The sequence below is a fragment of the Rhodococcus sp. GQ147 genome (assembly GCF_059759155.1).
The window spans coordinates 1-17,018 of record NZ_JCAXDU010000004.1 but is presented as its reverse complement, the minus strand read 5'-3'; the positions used below and the strand labels follow the sequence as shown (position 1 = coordinate 17,018).

The following is a 17,018-nucleotide window of genomic DNA, read 5'->3' as shown; positions in this document are numbered from 1 at the left end:
TCCTGCCAGCGAAGGGGTTACGAGAGCGGACGACAAACGACCGGGCGTCCGGTCCGATTCCGGGGAAGGTGACGGGCGATGGGCATCGAGGAGAAGGTCCCCAGCGGTTTTCTGCTCAGCACCGTCGAGACCCTGGCCGGTTTCGCGCGCAAGGGCTCCTTGTGGCCGGCGTCCTTCGGGCTCGCGTGCTGCGCCATCGAGATGATGGCCACCGCCGGTGGCCGCTACGACATCGCCCGCTTCGGTATGGAGGCCTTCCGGGCCTCCCCGCGACAGGCCGACGTCATGATCGTCGCCGGCCGAGTCAGCCAGAAGATGGCTCCCGCCCTGCGCCGCGTCTACGACCAGATGGTCGAACCGAAGTGGGTGCTCGCGATGGGCGTGTGCGCCTCGTCGGGCGGCATGTTCAACAACTACGCGATCGTTCAGGGGGTCGACCACGTCGTCCCCGTCGACATCTACCTTCCGGGCTGCCCGCCCCGGCCCGAGATGCTCCTGCACGCCATCCTCATGCTGCACGAGAAGATCGCGCAGATGCCACTGGGTGTGAACCGGGCCGAGGCGATCCGCGCCGCCGAGGAAGCGGCCCTGGCCCAACGTCCCCTCATCGAACTGACGGTGCCGCCGCGATGACCGATCTCGAACGGACAGGATCCGACCACGACGACCGCGCCGACGAGGTGATCGCCGTCCGACGCGGCATGTTCGGGGTGCGTGGATCCGGTGACACCAGCGGCTACGGCCGCCTCGTGCGCCGGGTGACGCTGCCCGGCAGCACCGAGCGACCCTACGGCGGGTACCTCGACGACCTCGTCGACACGCTCGAGGACGTCCTCGACGAGCGATCCGGCGACACCGGCGTCGGCTATGCCCAGGCGGTCGAGAAGGTCGTCGCGCACCGCCACCAGCTGACCGTCTTCGTCCGCCGCGAACATCTGCCGCTCGTGGCCCGCACCCTGCGCGACCATGCGGACCTCCGCTTCGAGCTGTGCCTCGGGGTCAGCGGGGTGCATTACCCGCAGGAGACGGGCCGCGAACTGCACGCGGTGTATCCGCTCGTCTCGATCACCCACAACCGTCGGATACGGCTCGAGGTCGCGATCCCCGACAGCGACCCGTACGTCCCCTCGCTCTACCGCACCTACCCGACGAACGACTGGCACGAGCGCGAGACCTACGACTTCTTCGGAATCGTCTTCGACGGGCACCCCGCGCTCACCCGCATCGAGATGCCCGACGACTGGCACGGACATCCCCAACGCAAGGACTACCCTCTCGGCGGCATCCCGGTGGAATACAAGGGCGCCCGGATCCCGCCACCCGACGAACGGAGGGCGTACACGTGACGAGCGAACCCGCGACCGAGACCGTCTTCGACGCCGTCGGACGCGACTGGGACGGCATCACCGCTGCCGTACGCGACAGCGGCGAGGACCACATCGTCGTCAACATGGGCCCCCAGCACCCATCCACCCACGGAGTGTTGCGCCTGATCCTCGAGATCGACGGCGAGACCGTCACGGAGGCCCGATGTGGAATCGGCTATCTGCACACCGGAATCGAGAAAAACCTCGAATTCCGCAACTGGACGCAGGGCGTCACCTTCGTCACTCGCATGGACTACCTCGCCCCGTTCCACAACGAGACGGCCTACTGCCTCGGCGTCGAGAAGCTGCTCGGCATCGAGGATCTCGTCCCCGAACGCGCGCAGGTCGTGCGGGTGATGCTCATGGAACTCAACCGCATCTCCTCGCACCTGGTGGCGCTGGCCACCGGTGGCATGGAACTCGGCGCGACCACCCCGATGCTGTTCGGTTTCCGCGAACGCGAACTGATCCTCGACGTCTTCGAGACGATCACCGGACTGCGGATGAACCACTCCTACATCCGGCCCGGCGGACTGTCCCAGGACTTGCCCGACGAAGCCGTGCCGATGATCCGCGACCTGCTCGCCCTCCTACCCGGCCGGCTCGCCGATCTCGAAGCCCTGTTCACCGACAACCCCATCTTCATCTCACGCACCCGCGACATCGGCTGCCTCGACCTCACCGGCTGCATGGCCCTCGGGATCACCGGACCGATCCTACGGTCCACCGGACTGCCCTACGACCTGCGCCGCGCCGAACCCTACTGCGGCTACGAGACCTACGAGTTCGACGTCGTCACCGCAGAGGGATCCGACTGCTACGCGCGCTATCTCGTCCGGATCGGGGAGATGCACGAATCGTTGAAGATCGTCGAACAGTGCCTCGACCGGCTCCGCCCCGGACCGGTGATGGTCCAGGACGGCAAGATCGCCTGGCCGTCGGAACTGCAGCTCGGACCGGACGGACTCGGCAACTCGCCCGACCACATCCGGCACATCATGGGCGAGTCGATGGAGGGTCTGATCCACCACTTCAAGCTCGTCACCGAAGGCATACGTGTCCCGGCGGGACAGGTCTACATCGGCGTCGAATCGCCACGCGGCGAACTCGGCGTCCACATGGTCAGCGACGGCGGCACACGCCCGTACCGCGTGCACTACCGCGACCCGTCGTTCACGAATCTGCAGGCCGTCGCGGCGATGTGCGAGGGCGGCATGGTCTCCGACGTGATCGCTGCCGTCGCCAGCATCGACCCGGTGATGGGGGGAGTGGACCGATGAGCACCGAATTCGTGCGGGCTGCGGGCGCGGAGACCACCGGCACCGCGGCCACGAGCGAGACCACCGCCGCCGTGCCGATGACCGAACCGGCCGGACGCGAACCCGTCCTCGTGCCGCTCGGGCCGCGACCCGACGAGGACACCTATCTCACCCCACCTGACGCACCGCGCCGCTATCCCGACGACGCGCGCGCCCGCCTCGACGCCGACGCCGACCGGATCATCGCGCGCTACCCGCAGCCACGATCAGCGCTGCTGCCGCTGCTGCACCTCGTGCAGGCGGAGGACGGTTACATCACGCCGGCCGGCATCGAGTTCTGCGCCCGGCGGCTCGGACTCACCGGCGCCGAGGTCGCCGCCGTCTCCACCTTCTACACCATGTACCGCCGCTCGCCGACCGGCCGCCACCACGTCGGAGTGTGCACGAACGCGTTGTGCGCGACGATGGGCGGCGACGAGATCTTCTCCGCGCTGTGCACCCGGCTCGGCATCGGACACGACGAGACCACCGCCGACGGCGCGATCACCCTCGAGCACATCGAATGCAACGCGGCGTGCGACTACGCCCCCGTGATGACCGTCGACTGGGAACTGTTCGACAACCGCACTATCGAGTCCGCGATCGAACTCGTCGACGACCTGCTCGCCGGCGGCACCCCCGCACCGACGCGCGGCGCCCCGCTGCGCAGCTTCCGCGACACCGCACGCCTGCTCGCGGGGATCCCCGACGACCGGCCCGGTGCGCTCGAGGCCGCCGGTACCGCCGGGCCGGCCTCCCTCGCCGGGCTCGAGGTCGCCCGCAAGCACGACATGCGGGCACCCGAACCGCCGGAGAATGACGAGGCCGTCGTCGCCGTCGGGAAATCACCGACAGGTCTGACCCCCGTACTCACCCGTTATTGGGCCGAGGAACAGGCGTGGACCCTCGACGCCTACCGGCGGCACGGTGGATACGAAGCCCTGCCCATCGCGCTCGGCATGGACCCGGATGCGGTCATCGTCGCAGTCAAGGATTCCGGGATCCGCGGTCGCGGCGGCGCCGGATTCTCCACGGGCACCAAGTGGTCGTTCATCCCGCAGGGCGACGACAAGCCGCACTATCTCGTCGTCAACGCCGACGAATCCGAACCGGGCACCTGCAAGGACATCCCGTTCATGCTGGCCACCCCGCATGCCCTCGTCGAAGGCGTGATCATCGCCGCCTACGCGATCCGCGCCCGGCACGCGTTCGTCTATCTCCGCGGCGAAGCCGTCCCGGTGCTGCGGCGCCTGCACGCGGCGGTCGCCGAGGCCTACGAGGCCGGTTGTCTCGGACGCGACATCCTCGGCTCCGGATACGACCTCGAACTCGTCGTCCACGCCGGTGCGGGCGCATACATCTGCGGTGAGGAGACGGCGCTGCTCGACTCCCTCGAGGGCCGCCGCGGCCAACCACGCCTGCGCCCGCCCTTTCCCGCCGTCGCCGGCCTGTACGCATGCCCGACCGTCGTCAACAACGTCGAATCCATCGCGAACGTCCCGCTCGTCATCCGCAACGGTGTGGACTGGTACCGCTCGATGGGCACCGAGAAATCACCGGGATTCGCGATGTTCTCGCTCTCCGGGCACGTCACCACCCCCGGCCAGTACGAGGCCCCGCTCGGCATCACCCTGCGCGAGCTGCTCGGCTACGCCGGGGGTGTGCGCGCCGGCCACCGGCTCAAGTTCTGGACACCCGGCGGTTCGTCGACCCCGATCTTCACCGACGAACACCTCGACGTCCCCCTGGACTACGAGAACGTCGCCGCCGCCGGGTCGATGCTCGGGACCCGGGCCCTGCAGATCTTCGACGAGACCACCTGCGTCGTCCGCACGGTGCTGCGCTGGACCGAGTTCTACGCGCACGAATCGTGCGGCAAGTGCACCCCCTGCCGCGAGGGCACCTGGTGGCTCGTGCAGATCCTCGAGCGGCTCGAACACGGCCGGGGCGCCGAAGCCGACCTGGAGAAGCTGCTCGACATCTCCGACAACATCCTCGGCCGGGCGTTCTGCGCGCTCGGGGACGGCGCGACCAGCCCGATCACGTCGTCGCTGAAGTACTTCCGCGACGAATACGTCGCCCACTTCGAGCACGGCGGCTGCCCGTTCGACCCGCACCTGTCGACGCTCGCCGCCGACGCCCCCGCGGAAGGAGGCGAGCGATGACCGCAGTGTCCGGTGCCGGTGCGGAGAAGTCCGAGACTACCGACCTCGTGAACGTCACCATCGACGACACCGAGATCGCCGTGCCCAAGGGCACTCTCGTGATCCGCGCCGCCGAACTGATCGGGGTCCAGATCCCGCGGTTCTGCGACCACCCGCTGCTCGAACCGGTCGGTGCGTGCCGCCAGTGCCTCGTCGAGGTCGAGGGCCAGCGCAAACCGCTCGCCTCGTGCACCTCCGTGGTCACCGACGGGATGGTCGTGCGCACCCAGTTCACCTCACCGGTGGCCGACAAGGCCCAGCGCGGCGTGATGGAACTGCTGCTCATCAACCATCCGCTCGACTGTCCGGTATGCGACAAGGGCGGCGAGTGCCCGCTGCAGAACCAGGCGATGTCCAACGGACGCGCCGAGTCCCGCTTCGAGGACACCAAACGCACCTACCCGAAACCCATCGCGATCTCCTCGCAGGTGCTCCTCGACCGCGAACGGTGCGTGCTGTGCGCGCGGTGCACCCGCTTCGCCGACCAGATCGCGGGCGACCGGTTCGTCGACATGCTCGACCGCGGGGCGCTGCAGCAGGTCGGTATCTACACCGAGGAACCGTTCGAGTCGTACTTCTCCGGCAACACCGTCCAGATCTGTCCGGTCGGCGCGCTCACCGGCGCCGCCTACCGGTTTCGCGCCCGCCCGTTCGATCTGGTCTCCACGCCGAGTGTGTGCGAACACTGCGCGAGCGGCTGCGCCCAGCGCACCGACCATCGTCGTGGAGCCGTGCTGCGCCGACTCGCCGGGGACGACCCCGCGGTCAACGAGGAATGGAACTGCGACAAGGGACGCTGGGCGTTCACCTACGCCACCGCCGACGACCGCCTCACCACGCCGCTCGTCCGCGACGACACCGGAGCGCTCGTTCCCGCATCGTGGATCGAGGCGCTCGGCGTCGCTGCGCGCGGGCTGGCGGCGGCGCACGGCAGAGCCGCAGTCCTCACCGGTGGCCGACTCACCGTCGAGGACGCCTACGCGTACGCGAAGTTCGCGCGAACGGCGCTCGGCACCAACGACATCGACTTCCGTAGCCGAGCCCTGTCGGAGGAGGAGACGGACTTCCTCGCCTCGAGGGTCGCCGGACGGCGTCTCGACGTCACCTACCTCGACCTCGACCGCGCGCCCGCGGTGCTCCTCGTCGGATTCGAGCCGGAGGAGGAGTCGCCGATCGTCTTTCTGCGGCTGCGCAAGGCGGTCCGGCGGAACAGGCTGCAGGTCTTCACGATCGCACCGTTCGCCTCGCGCAGCGTCCACAAGCTGTCGGGGCGGGTCGAACAGTGCGTCCCGGGCGACGAGGCACGCGCGCTCGACGCGATCCGCACCGGCGCATCCGCCGACGCCGCGGCCGCGCTCCGGGCTCCCGGTGCGATCGTGCTGGTGGGGGAGCGGGCAGCAGCCTCGCCCGGCACGCTGTCCGCCGCCGCCGTCCTCGCCGACGAGACCGGAGCCCGCCTCGCGTGGATCCCGCGCCGCGCCGGTGATCGCGGAGCTCTCGAAGCCGGCGCCTTCCCGACACTTCTCCCCGGCGGCCGTCCGGTCGGTGACCCGCAGGCCAGGCGCGACGTCGAGTCGGCGTGGGGCCTCCCGGCCGACACCCTGCCGACGGAACCGGGTCGCGACACCGTCGCCCTCCTCGCCGCCGCCGCCGAGGGTGACGTGGATGCGCTCGTGGTCGCCGGCATCGACCCCGCCGACCTGCCCGAACCCGATGCCGCACTCGCCGGTCTCGACGGCGCCGGATTCGTCGTGAGTCTGGAAGTGCGACACAGCGCGGTGACCGACCGCGCCGACGTCGTCTTCCCCGTCGCGCCGGTGGTGGAGAAGGCCGGGAGCTTCCTCGACTGGGAGGGACGCGAACGTGCCTTCCCGATCGCGCTCCGCGACACCGGAGCACTGCCCGACCACCGGGTGCTCGCGGCGATCGCCGACGCGATGGACCTCGGCGCCGGTCTCGACGATCCCGGCCCCCACGACGTCGAGACCCTGCGCCACGAACTCGCCGAGCTCGGACGATGGACGGGCACCGTCCCCGAGTCGCCGAAAGTGTCCCCGCGACCTGCGCGACGTCCCGTCCTCGGGGAAGCGGTCCTGGCCACCTGGCGGATGCTGCTCGACGCGGGCCGGTTGCAGGACGACGAACCGCACCTCGCCGGAACGGCGCACGAACCCGTCGCCCGGCTGTCGGCCGCGACAGCCGCGGAGATCGGTGCCGCCGAACATCATTCGCTCACCGTCTCCACCGAGCGCGGCTCGATCACTCTGCCGCTGGTGGTCGACGACCTGCCCGACCGCGTGGTCTGGCTGCCCACCGCCTCGCCGGGATCGATGGTGCACGTCGATCTCGGTGTCACCGCCGGTGATGTGGTGCGGATCCGGGCCGCCGCCACGACGGGTTCCGGATCGGACGAGGAGGATCCGCGATGAGCGTTATCGCCCAGCCCGTGGATCTGTCGATGTTCGGCATCGACCCGTGGTGGCTCGTCGTCGTCAAGGCCGTGGCGATCTTCGCGTTCCTCGTCCTGACGACGCTCGTGATGATCCTCGCCGAACGCAAGATCATGGCCCGGATGCAGATGCGGGTCGGACCCGACCGGGTGGGACCGAAGGGACTGTTCCAGACCGTCGCCGACGGCCTGAAGCTCGCCCTCAAGGAAGGCATCATCCCGACCGGGGTGGACAAGCCGATCTACATGCTCGCCCCGATCATCGCGACGGCCCCGGCGTTCATGGCGTTCGCGGTGATTCCCTTCGGGCCGGAGGTGTCGATCTTCGGGAACCGGACGCCGTTGCAGCTCACCGATCTTCCCGTCGCGGTGCTCTACGTCCTGGCGATCACCTCCGTCGGCGTCTACGGCATCGTGCTCGCCGGCTGGGCCTCGGGTTCGACCTATCCGCTGCTCGGTGGCCTCCGCTCGACCGCGCAGGTCATCTCCTACGAGATCGCGATGGGACTCGCGTTCGCCGCGGTCTTCCTGCAGGCGGGCACGATGTCGACCTCGGGCATCGTCGCCGCGCAGAACGACCTGTGGTTCGTCGTGCTGCTGCTGCCGTCCTTCCTGGTGTATTCGGTGTCGATGGTGGGGGAGACCAACCGCGCTCCCTTCGACCTGCCCGAGGCCGAGGGCGAACTGGTGGGCGGTTTCCACACCGAGTACTCGTCGCTGCGATTCGCGATGTTCATGCTCGCGGAGTACGTCAACATGGTCACCGTCTCCGCGCTCGCGACCACGCTGTTCCTCGGTGGCTGGCACGCGCCGTGGCCGCTGACGCTGTGGAGCGGCGCGAACTCGGGCTGGTGGCCGCTGCTGTGGTTCGTGATCAAGGTGTGGGTCGTGCTGTTCGTCTTCGTGTGGCTGCGCAGCACCCTGCCGCGACTGCGCTACGACCAGTTCATGGCCCTGGGTTGGAAACTGCTCATCCCCGTCTCGGTGGTGTGGGTGATGATCGTGGCCGCGCTGCGCATCCTCGACACCGACGACGTCCTGCCCGGCACCGCGAGCCTCATCGTCGCCGGGGTGCTGTCCACCGCCCTGTTGTTCGCCTACCTCACCCTGCAGGGGCGGCGGACCCGGCGCATCGCCCAGGCGACAGAACCACCCGCCGACGTCGACGCGGAATTCGACGCCATGGCCGGGGGCTTCCCCGTGCCGCCACTACCTGCTCGGTCGAGCACCCGATCGAGTCCGCCCGCCCCGGCGGGTCGTCTCCCAGGAGGATCGTGATGGTCGAATTCCGCGGCCCGCTCGCCGGTTTCGGTGTGACGCTCACGACGATGTTCAAGAAGCCCAACACCGAGCAGTATCCGGAGCAGAAGAGACCCACCGCACCCCGGTATCACGGACGCCACCAGCTCAACCGGTATCCGGACGGACTCGAGAAGTGCATCGGCTGCGAACTGTGCGCGTGGGCGTGCCCGGCCGACGCCATCCACGTCGAGGGCGCCGACAACACCGACGAGGAGCGGTACTCGCCCGGCGAACGGTACGGGCGCGTCTACCAGATCAACTACCTGCGGTGCATCGGCTGCGGACTGTGCATCGAGGCGTGCCCGACCCGCGCGCTGACGATGACGAACGAGTACGAGATGGCCGCCGACAACCGCACCGACATGATCTACGAGAAGGACCGCCTGCTCGCCCCCCTCGAACCCGGAATGCAGCCACCTCCGCATCCCATGGCGCCCGGCGCCACCGACGAGGACTACTACCGGGGCACGATCCCCGTCCCGGAACACGCGTCCGCCGCCGACGGGGAGGAGAGCCGGTGACCACTGCCCTGCTCGCCGCCGAACTCACCACGACCTCCACCGGGGAGGCCGTGCAGTTCTGGATCCTCGGTGCCGTCGCGGTACTCGGGGCGCTCGGTGTCGTCGTCGCCCCGAAGGCCGTGTACTCGGCGCTGTTCCTCGCCATGACGATGATCGTGCTCGCCGTCTTCTACATCGCGCAGGACGCCGTGTTCCTCGGTGTGGTGCAGGTCGTGGTCTACACCGGCGCGGTCATGATGCTGTTCCTGTTCGTGCTCATGCTCGTCGGCATCGACTCGTCCGATTCCCTCGTCGAAACGATCAAGGGCCAGCGCGTTCTCGCGATCGTCGTGGCGATCGGATTCGCGGTGATGCTCATCGGCGGCATCGGGAACACCGCGGTCTCCGGCTTCGCGGGACTCGACGCCGCCAACGCCGGCGGCAACGTCGAGGCTATCGCGGTGCTGCTGTTCATCGACTACGTCTGGGCGTTCGAACTCACCGGAGCGCTGCTCATCACCGCCACCGTCGGGGCGATGGTGCTCGCCCACCGGGAACGTCTGCAGCCGAAGCAGACCCAACGCGAACTCGCCGCACGCCGGTTCCGAGAAGGAGAACGGGTCACTCCGCTGCCGGCTGCGGGTGTCTACGCCCGCCACAACGCCGCCGACGTTCCGGCCCTGCTCCCGGACGGCTCGTTCTCCGAACTGTCGGTCGGTGAGCTGCTCGGCCGCATCGGCCGCGACTGGGACCACACCGAGCTCGGCCTGCGCGAACCCGGCGGTGACGACGCGAGGAAGGATCGGCGATGAACCCTGAGAACTACCTCTACCTGTCCGCACTGCTGTTCACCATCGGCGCAGTGGGAGTTCTCGTCCGCCGCAACGCCATCGTCGTATTCATGTGCGTCGAACTGATGCTCAACGCCGCCAACCTGGCCTTCGTCACCTTCGCGCGGATGCACGGCAACCTCCACGGACAGGTGTTCGCCTTCTTCACGATGGTCGTCGCGGCCGCCGAGGTCGTCGTCGGTCTCGCCATCATCGTGACCATCTTCCGGACGAGGCGATCGGCCTCCGTCGACAACGCCGACCTGCTCAAGTACTGACGATTCCACGAGGACGGTGAGTGTGAGAGCTCACGACGAACCGAGAGGACACGCGACATGACGTCGTTCCTGAACTCGGCGCTGTGGACGATACCGGCACTGCCCCTGGCCGGCGCGTTCGGACTGCTGCTCCTCGGGCGGCGCAGCGACCGCTGGGGACATCTGCTCGGATGCGCCACGGCGATCGCCTCCTTCGTCGTCGGAGCCGTCATGTTCGCCGGACTGCTCGGACTCGACGCGAACGCCCGGCTCGCACAGCAGACCGTGTTCACCTGGGTGCCGGTCGGCGAGCTGCAGGTCGATCTCGGCCTCCGGCTCGACGCGCTGTCGATCTGCTTCGTACTGCTCATCACCGGCGTGGGCTCGCTGATCCACCTCTACTCGATCGGCTACATGGCGCACGATCCGGAACGCCGGAAGTTCTTCGCCTATCTCAACCTGTTCCTCGCGGCGATGCTGGTGCTCGTCCTCGCCGACAACTTCCTCGTCCTGTACCTCGGGTGGGAGGGCGTCGGTCTCGCCTCCTACCTGCTCATCGGCTTCTGGCAGTACAAGCCCACCGCCGCGACCGCCGCGAAGAAGGCGTTCGTCGTCAACCGCGTCGGCGACATGGGGTTGCTCATCGCTCTCATGATCATGTTCGCGACCTTCGGCAGCCTCGACTACGACACCGTCTTCGCCTCGGTCCCCGCCGCGACCGAAGGCACGGTGACGGCGATCGGCCTGTGTCTGCTCCTGGCCGCGTGCGCGAAATCCGCTCAGCTGCCGCTGCAGTCGTGGCTCGGCGACGCCATGGAGGGCCCCACCCCCGTCTCCGCGCTCATCCACGCCGCGACCATGGTCACCGCCGGTGTCTACCTCGTGGTCCGCGCGAACGCGATCTTCGACGCCGCACCGGCCGCGCGACTCGCGGTGGTGATCGTCGGCGCAGCGACGCTGCTCTTCGGCGCGATCATCGGCTGCGCCAAGGACGACATCAAGAAGGCGCTCGCGGCATCGACGATGAGCCAGATCGGCTATATGGTGCTCGCCGCCGGTCTCGGTCCCGCCGGGTACGCCTTCGCGATCCTGCACCTGCTCACCCACGGCTTCTTCAAGGCCGGACTGTTCCTCGGCGCCGGCTCGGTGATGCACGCGATGAACGACGAGACCGACATGCGCCGCTACGGCGGACTGCGCGCGGTCATGCCGATCACCTTCGCCACCTTCGGGCTGGGGTACCTCGCCATCATCGGGATCCCGCCGTTCGCCGGCTTCTTCTCCAAGGACAAGATCATCGAGGTGGCCTTCGCCGCCGGCGGTGTCGAAGGCATCGTGCTCGGTGTCGTCGCGCTGCTCGGTGCGGGACTGACCGCCTTCTACATGACCCGCGTGATGATCCTGACCTTCTTCGGCGACCGGCGATGGGCGCCCGACGCCGTCCCGCACGAGTCGCCGGCCTCGATGACCTGGCCGATGATCGCTCTCGCCATGGGCTCGGTCGGTGCCGGCGGTCTGCTGGTGTTCGGTGGCGCGTTGCAGCACTGGCTCGAACCCGTCGTCGGCTACGACCATCACGAAGGTGGTTTGCCCGTCTGGCTCGTCACCACCGTCACGCTGGCGGTCGTGCTCGCCGGTGTCGCCGTCGCCTACCGGCAGTACGTGCGCGCACCGGTCCCGGCGACGGCACCCGAAGCGGTGTCGGCGCTGACCGTCGCCGCGCGTCGCGACCTCTACGGCGACGCCGTGAACGAAGCGGTGTTCATGCGTCCCGGTCAGGGTCTGGTGCGCGCCCTGGACGGCGTGGAATCCACCGGCATCGACGGCTCCGTCACCGGCGCCGCCACCGGGATCGGTGCGCTCTCGCGCGGACTGCGCCGGCTGCAGACCGGCTTCGTCCGTTCGTACGCGTTGTACATGTTCGCCGGCGCGACCGTCGTGGTCGGCGCGCTCGTCCTGATGACGCTGTGATGGGGGTGTACTGGTGACCACCGTTCCCTGGTTGACGATCCTGTGGGTGCTCCCGCTGCTCGGCGCCGCCGCGATCGCGGCCCTGCCCGCACGCCTCGGTTCCGCCACCCGGTCGATCGCCCTGACGGTGTCGATCGCCGTTCTGGTGGTCGCGGTGATCGTTGCCGTCGGATTCGACCGCGCGGGAGAGCGTTTCCAGTTCGTCGAATCGCACGACTGGATCCCCTCGTTCGGCGCCGGCTACCGGCTCGGCGTCGACGGCATCGCCCTGGTGCTGGTCCTGTTGACCGCCGCGCTCGTGCCGTTGCTCCTGGCCGCCGGATGGCACGATCACCGCGCCGCCGACGAGGACGCCGGCGCGGCCCGCCCACGCTCCGCGCACACCTATGTGGCGCTGATCCTGCTCGTCGAGTCGATGGTGCTCGTGTCGTTCACCGCCCTCGACATCCTGCTGTTCTACGTCTTCTTCGAGGCGATGCTCGTCCCGATGTACTTCCTCATAGGCGGGTTCGGGTCGCCGGGGACACCGCGTGCCGACCGGGCACGAGCCGCCGTGAAGTTCCTGCTGTACAACCTGCTCGGCGGACTGGTGATGCTCGCCGCGTTGATCGGCCTGTACGTGGTCACCGCCCGATCCGGGCTGGGGGAGACCGCGGGAGTGGGCACCTTCGACGTCCGGACCGTCACCGCCGCCGCCGTCGCCGGTGATCTCGACGCAACCCCCGCCGTGCTCGCCGCACTGTGTTTCGGTTTCCTCGTCGCCTTCGCGGTGAAGGCTCCACTGTGGCCGCTGCACGGGTGGCTACCCGACGCGGCGGTGCGGACCACGCCGGTCGCGGCGGTGCTCATGATGGCAGTGGTCGACAAAGTCGGCACCTTCGGCATGCTGCGCTACTGCCTGCAGCTCTTCCCCGACGCCTCGGTGACCTTCGCGCCGGTCGTGGTGACTCTCGCCGTCATCGGCATCGTCTACGGCGCGGTGCTCGCGATCGGTCAGACCGACGTGATGCGCCTGATCGCCTACACCTCCATCTCGCACTTCGGGTTCATCGTCCTCGGCATCTTCGCGCTGACCTCGCAGGGGCAGGCCGGCTCGACGCTGTACATGGTCAACCACGGGATCTCCACGGCCGCACTGTTCCTCATTGCCGGTTTCCTCGTCTCGCGGCGCGGAGACCGCACCATCGCCGCCTATGGCGGGGTGCAGAAGGTCGCTCCGGTCCTCGCCGGAACCTTCCTCGTCGCCGGACTGGCGACCCTGTCCCTGCCCGGGCTCGCGCCGTTCGTCAGCGAGTTCCTCGTCTTCGTCGGCACCTATCCGCGCTACCAGGTGGCTGCGGTGATCGCGACACTCGCGCTCGTGCTGTCCGCGCTCTACGTGCTGTGGCTCTACCAGCGCATGATGGGCGGACCCGTGCGCCTGCCCGGTGGGGTCGACGGTGACGACGGGAACGGCGGTGCCGAACACGCCCGCAGGCTCTCCGATCTCGTGCCTCGTGAGGTCGCGGTGGTCGCGCCGCTGATCGCGTTGCTGCTCGTTCTGGGGATCTATCCGAAACCCGCGCTCGATGTCATCACCCCGGCGGTCGACGACACGCTCGTCTCGATCGACATCTCCCGGCCCGAACCGGTGGTGCCCGCCGAGCGACCCGTCGCCGAGAGTGGTGTTCCCGCGAACGGTTCCGAGGAAGGTGAAGCCGAATGAACCCCTCCGAGGGCATCGTCGTTCTAGCCGCATCAATTCCCGCCCCGGCGATCGACTACGGACTGATCGCACCGATCCTCATCGTCTTCGCCGCCGCCGTCGTCGGTGTGCTGATCGAGTCGTTCGCGCCGACCTCGGCACGCTACCTCGCCCACGTGCTCCTGACGACGGGTGCGCTCGTGGCGGCGTTCGTCGCCGTGGTGATGCTCGCGGGAACCCGTGCGACCACCCTGTCGGGGGCGGTCGTGATCGACGGACCGGCGCTGTTCCTGCAGGGATCGGTCCTGATCGTGGCGGTGTTGTCGGTTGCGCTCGTCGCGGAACGGAGTATCGAACAGGTTCGCGCGCAATCAGTTTCCCGCGCCGCGGCCGGTGCGCATCTCGACGCATTCGCGCCCCAGGCGTCGGCGATTCCGGGTACCGCGGCCGAACGGCAGGCGCTCGCGGCGGGCGGCGCACGGACCGAGGTCTTCCCGCTCCTGCTGTTCGCGGTGGGCGGGATGCTCGTGTTCCCGGCCTCGAACGACTTGCTGACGATGTTCGTCGCGCTCGAGGTGCTGTCGCTGCCGCTGTACCTGCTGTGCGGTCTGGCGCGGCGCCGGCGGTTGCTCTCCCAGGAAGCAGCACTGAAGTACTTCCTGCTGGGCGCGTTCTCGTCGGCGTTCTTCCTGTACGGGGTGGCGATGCTCTACGGCTACGCCGGGACCGTCCACCTCGGTGGGATCGCCCTGGCGATGGACACCGGTGCGGGCAGCGAGACCACCGCGCTCGTCGGGGTGGGTCTGCTGGCCGTCGGGTTGCTCTTCAAGATCGGGGCGGTGCCCTTCCATTCGTGGACTCCGGACGTCTACCAGGGGGCACCGACCCCCGTGACGGCGTTCATGGCCGCCGCGACGAAGATCGCCGCCTTCGGTGCACTGCTGCGTGTGCTCTACGTCGCGGTTCCCGGTTCCGCCGACCAGTGGCGGCCGATTCTGTGGGCCGTCGCGATCGCGACGATGGTCGTCGGCGCGGTTCTGGCGGTGACGCAGAACGACATCAAGCGCATGCTCGCGTACTCGGCGATCAGCCATACCGGATTCGTGCTCACCGGTGTCGTGGCCGGCACCGCGTCCGGGGTGTCGTCGACGCTGTTCTATCTGCTCGTCTACGGGATCGGGACGGTCGGTGTGTTCGCCGTGGTGACGCTGGTGCGCGACCCGGAAGGCGAGACGTGGGAGCTGTCGCGCTGGGCCGGTGTCGGGCGGCGCTCACCGTTGCTCGGCGGGGCGTTCGCGCTGTTCCTGCTGTCGCTGGCGGGCATTCCGCTCACCAGCGGGTTCATCGCGAAGTTCGCGGTCTTCGGTGCGGCGATCGAGGGCGGTGCGGCTCCGCTCGTGATCGTCGGTGTGCTGGTCAGTGCGGTCGCCGCCTACTTCTACGTGCGGGTGATCGTGCTGATGTTCTTCACCGACCCGACCGACGACGCCCCGCGGCTCGCGACCTCGACCGTGGCGACGAGCGCGGCGATCGCGTTCGCGGCGGTGGCGACGGTGCTGCTCGGCATCCTGCCGCAACCCGTCCTCGACCTCGCCGAACGGGCGGCGGTGTTCGTCCTCTGACCACGAGCGGGCGCGGGCAGGGAATGTCGCGACCGTCGTATCGGTTCCACCTCCCGAGGAGGCGTAATGACCGATACACGCAACGCGATTCTGGCAGGCGGATGCTTCTGGGGTATGGAGGAGCTGATCCGGAGACAGCCCGGGGTGGTGTCGACGCGGGTCGGCTACACCGGTGGGCAGAACGATCACCCTACCTACCGCAACCATCCGGGGCACGCGGAGTCCGTCGAGATCGTCTACGACCCCGCACGGACCGACTACCGGGCGCTGCTCGAGTTCTTCTTCCAGATCCACGATCCGACCACCCTGAACCGGCAGGGCAACGACGTCGGGGCGTCCTACCGTTCTGCGATCTTCTACCTCGACGACGAGCAGAAGCAGGTCGCGGTGGACACCATCGCCGACGTCGAGGCGTCGGGTCTGTGGCCCGGCACGGTGGTCACCGAGGTGACTCCCGCGAGCACCTTCTGGGAGGCCGAACCCGAGCACCAGGACTATCTTCAGCACTACCCGAACGGGTACAACTGCCACTTCCCGCGGCCGGACTGGAGGCTGCCGAACAGTCGCATCGCCGACGCGGCGAACTGAATCACGCGCACGGGTGGTTCCTTCCGCGGATCCGTATCGTGGAGGTACAGGTTGTGACGCCACTGCGGAGGAGTGCTCGATGGGAATGTTCGGCAAGGCTATGAAGAGCGCCGCCGTGGTCAAGGCGATCCAGGTCGCCCGACGCGAAGCGGCCAAGCCCGAGAATCAGCGCAAGGCCAAGGAGATGCTCGCCAAGCTGCAGCAGAAGCGCCGCGGCTCGCACTGATCTGCCCCTCGCTGATCCGTTGTCCACCCGGGCAGCGGATCGGCGTGCAGGCTCACCGGTTTCGTTGTGCCGCCGGTCCCTCGGGACCGAGCCTCAGCGGTGCTGCTGCTTCACGAGGGTGAACTGCTGGACGTCGATGAGGCGACGTCGGAAATTCGCGGCGCACCCGGTGAGGTACCTGATGTATCGCTGGTAGACCTCCTCGGAGGCCATCCGCACCGCGTCGTTGCGCCGCGCCTCGAGGGCTCGCGCCCACAGGTCGAGCGTGCGAGCATAATGAGGTTGCAGAGACTCGATGTTCTGCACCCAGAAGCTGTTGCGTTGTGCGCCGGTGATGACCAGATCCCGGTCGGGGAGCTGTCCTCCGGGGAGAATTTCCCTCATGATGAACCGCAGGAACAGTGCGTCCTCGCGGGTAACCGGCACCTTCATCGCCTCGAACTGGGCGCGGGAATGGCCCACGATGGTGTGCAGCAGCATCCTGCCGTCGTCTGGCAGGATGCGAGAGGCGCGGTCGAAGAAAGTGTCGTACCGCTGTCGACGGAAATGCTCGAACGCTCCGATGCTGACGATGCGGACCACCGACTCGTCGAACTCTTCCCAGCCTTGTAGACGCACTTCCGCGGTACGGCCTCCGGAGGCCATGCCCGAGAGCAGACCGGACACGTGTTCGTACTGGTTGCGGCTCAACGTCGGACCGATGACGTGCACGTCGTATCG

Annotated in this window: 15 protein-coding genes; 14 read left to right on the top strand and 1 reads right to left on the bottom strand. The window is 68.4% G+C overall.

The window, feature by feature from the left end:
- Positions 1 to 78 precede the first annotated feature (78 nt).
- The 14 genes from AC6CID_RS06040 (at position 79) to AC6CID_RS05975 (ending at position 16,298) form a co-directional block, all read left to right on the top strand.
- Positions 79 to 633, top strand: a complete 555-nt coding sequence (locus tag AC6CID_RS06040) for a NuoB/complex I 20 kDa subunit family protein (protein WP_006554043.1) — start codon at positions 79 to 81, stop codon at positions 631 to 633.
- The gene (locus AC6CID_RS06035; RefSeq protein WP_006554042.1) at positions 630 to 1,346 is read left to right on the top strand and encodes an NADH-quinone oxidoreductase subunit C; all 717 of its coding nucleotides are present in this window, start codon (positions 630 to 632) and stop codon (positions 1,344 to 1,346) included. Before AC6CID_RS06040 ends, AC6CID_RS06035 begins: the two co-directional genes overlap by 4 nt.
- Positions 1,343 to 2,647: an NADH-quinone oxidoreductase subunit D gene (locus AC6CID_RS06030; RefSeq protein ID WP_006554041.1), complete on the top strand. Its 1,305-nt coding sequence runs from the start codon at positions 1,343 to 1,345 to the stop codon at positions 2,645 to 2,647. Before AC6CID_RS06035 ends, AC6CID_RS06030 begins: the two co-directional genes overlap by 4 nt.
- Positions 2,644 to 4,830, top strand: coding sequence for an NADH-quinone oxidoreductase subunit NuoF (gene nuoF / locus AC6CID_RS06025; protein WP_072740440.1), 2,187 nt, complete (start codon positions 2,644 to 2,646; stop codon positions 4,828 to 4,830). The genes AC6CID_RS06030 and nuoF overlap by 4 nt, the downstream gene beginning before the upstream one ends.
- Entirely contained in the window at positions 4,827 to 7,298 is a 2,472-nt protein-coding gene (locus tag AC6CID_RS06020) for an NADH-quinone oxidoreductase subunit G (RefSeq protein ID WP_064061993.1), read from the top strand. Before nuoF ends, AC6CID_RS06020 begins: the two co-directional genes overlap by 4 nt.
- Positions 7,295 to 8,596, top strand: coding sequence for an NADH-quinone oxidoreductase subunit NuoH (nuoH, locus tag AC6CID_RS06015; RefSeq protein ID WP_064061994.1), 1,302 nt, complete (start codon positions 7,295 to 7,297; stop codon positions 8,594 to 8,596). The genes AC6CID_RS06020 and nuoH overlap by 4 nt, the downstream gene beginning before the upstream one ends.
- Positions 8,596 to 9,141 carry an NADH-quinone oxidoreductase subunit NuoI gene (gene nuoI, locus AC6CID_RS06010; protein WP_064061995.1) on the top strand — a complete coding sequence of 182 codons (546 nt, stop codon included), beginning with the start codon at positions 8,596 to 8,598 and terminating at the stop codon, positions 9,139 to 9,141. The genes nuoH and nuoI overlap by 1 nt, the downstream gene beginning before the upstream one ends.
- Positions 9,138 to 9,932: an NADH-quinone oxidoreductase subunit J gene (locus AC6CID_RS06005; protein ID WP_220666167.1), complete on the top strand. Its 795-nt coding sequence runs from the start codon at positions 9,138 to 9,140 to the stop codon at positions 9,930 to 9,932. Before nuoI ends, AC6CID_RS06005 begins: the two co-directional genes overlap by 4 nt.
- Positions 9,929 to 10,228 (top strand): NADH-quinone oxidoreductase subunit NuoK, encoded by a 300-nt coding sequence (gene nuoK / locus AC6CID_RS06000; protein ID WP_016935375.1) that lies wholly within the window; start codon positions 9,929 to 9,931, stop codon positions 10,226 to 10,228. The genes AC6CID_RS06005 and nuoK overlap by 4 nt, the downstream gene beginning before the upstream one ends.
- 57 nt (positions 10,229 to 10,285) lie before the next feature.
- Positions 10,286 to 12,178, top strand: coding sequence for an NADH-quinone oxidoreductase subunit L (gene nuoL / locus AC6CID_RS05995; protein WP_064061997.1), 1,893 nt, complete (start codon positions 10,286 to 10,288; stop codon positions 12,176 to 12,178).
- Positions 12,179 to 12,191: 13 nt separating this feature from the next.
- A complete protein-coding gene (locus AC6CID_RS05990; protein ID WP_498353699.1) occupies positions 12,192 to 13,883 on the top strand; it encodes an NADH-quinone oxidoreductase subunit M in 1,692 nt (563 codons plus the stop codon).
- On the top strand, positions 13,880 to 15,484 hold the full coding sequence (gene nuoN, locus AC6CID_RS05985; protein WP_220666166.1) for an NADH-quinone oxidoreductase subunit NuoN: 1,605 nt from the start codon (positions 13,880 to 13,882) through the stop codon (positions 15,482 to 15,484). Before AC6CID_RS05990 ends, nuoN begins: the two co-directional genes overlap by 4 nt.
- Positions 15,485 to 15,550: 66 nt before the next feature.
- Entirely contained in the window at positions 15,551 to 16,072 is a 522-nt protein-coding gene (msrA, locus tag AC6CID_RS05980; protein WP_498353698.1) for a peptide-methionine (S)-S-oxide reductase MsrA, read from the top strand.
- A gap of 79 nt (positions 16,073 to 16,151) precedes the next feature.
- The gene (locus AC6CID_RS05975) at positions 16,152 to 16,298 is read left to right on the top strand and encodes a hypothetical protein (protein WP_024101189.1); all 147 of its coding nucleotides are present in this window, start codon (positions 16,152 to 16,154) and stop codon (positions 16,296 to 16,298) included.
- Positions 16,299 to 16,391: 93 nt separating this feature from the next.
- On the opposite strand, the gene AC6CID_RS05970 is transcribed toward AC6CID_RS05975, so the two are convergent.
- Positions 16,392 to 17,018: class I SAM-dependent methyltransferase (locus tag AC6CID_RS05970; RefSeq protein WP_498353697.1), on the bottom strand; the 627-nt coding region annotated here is incomplete at its 5' end.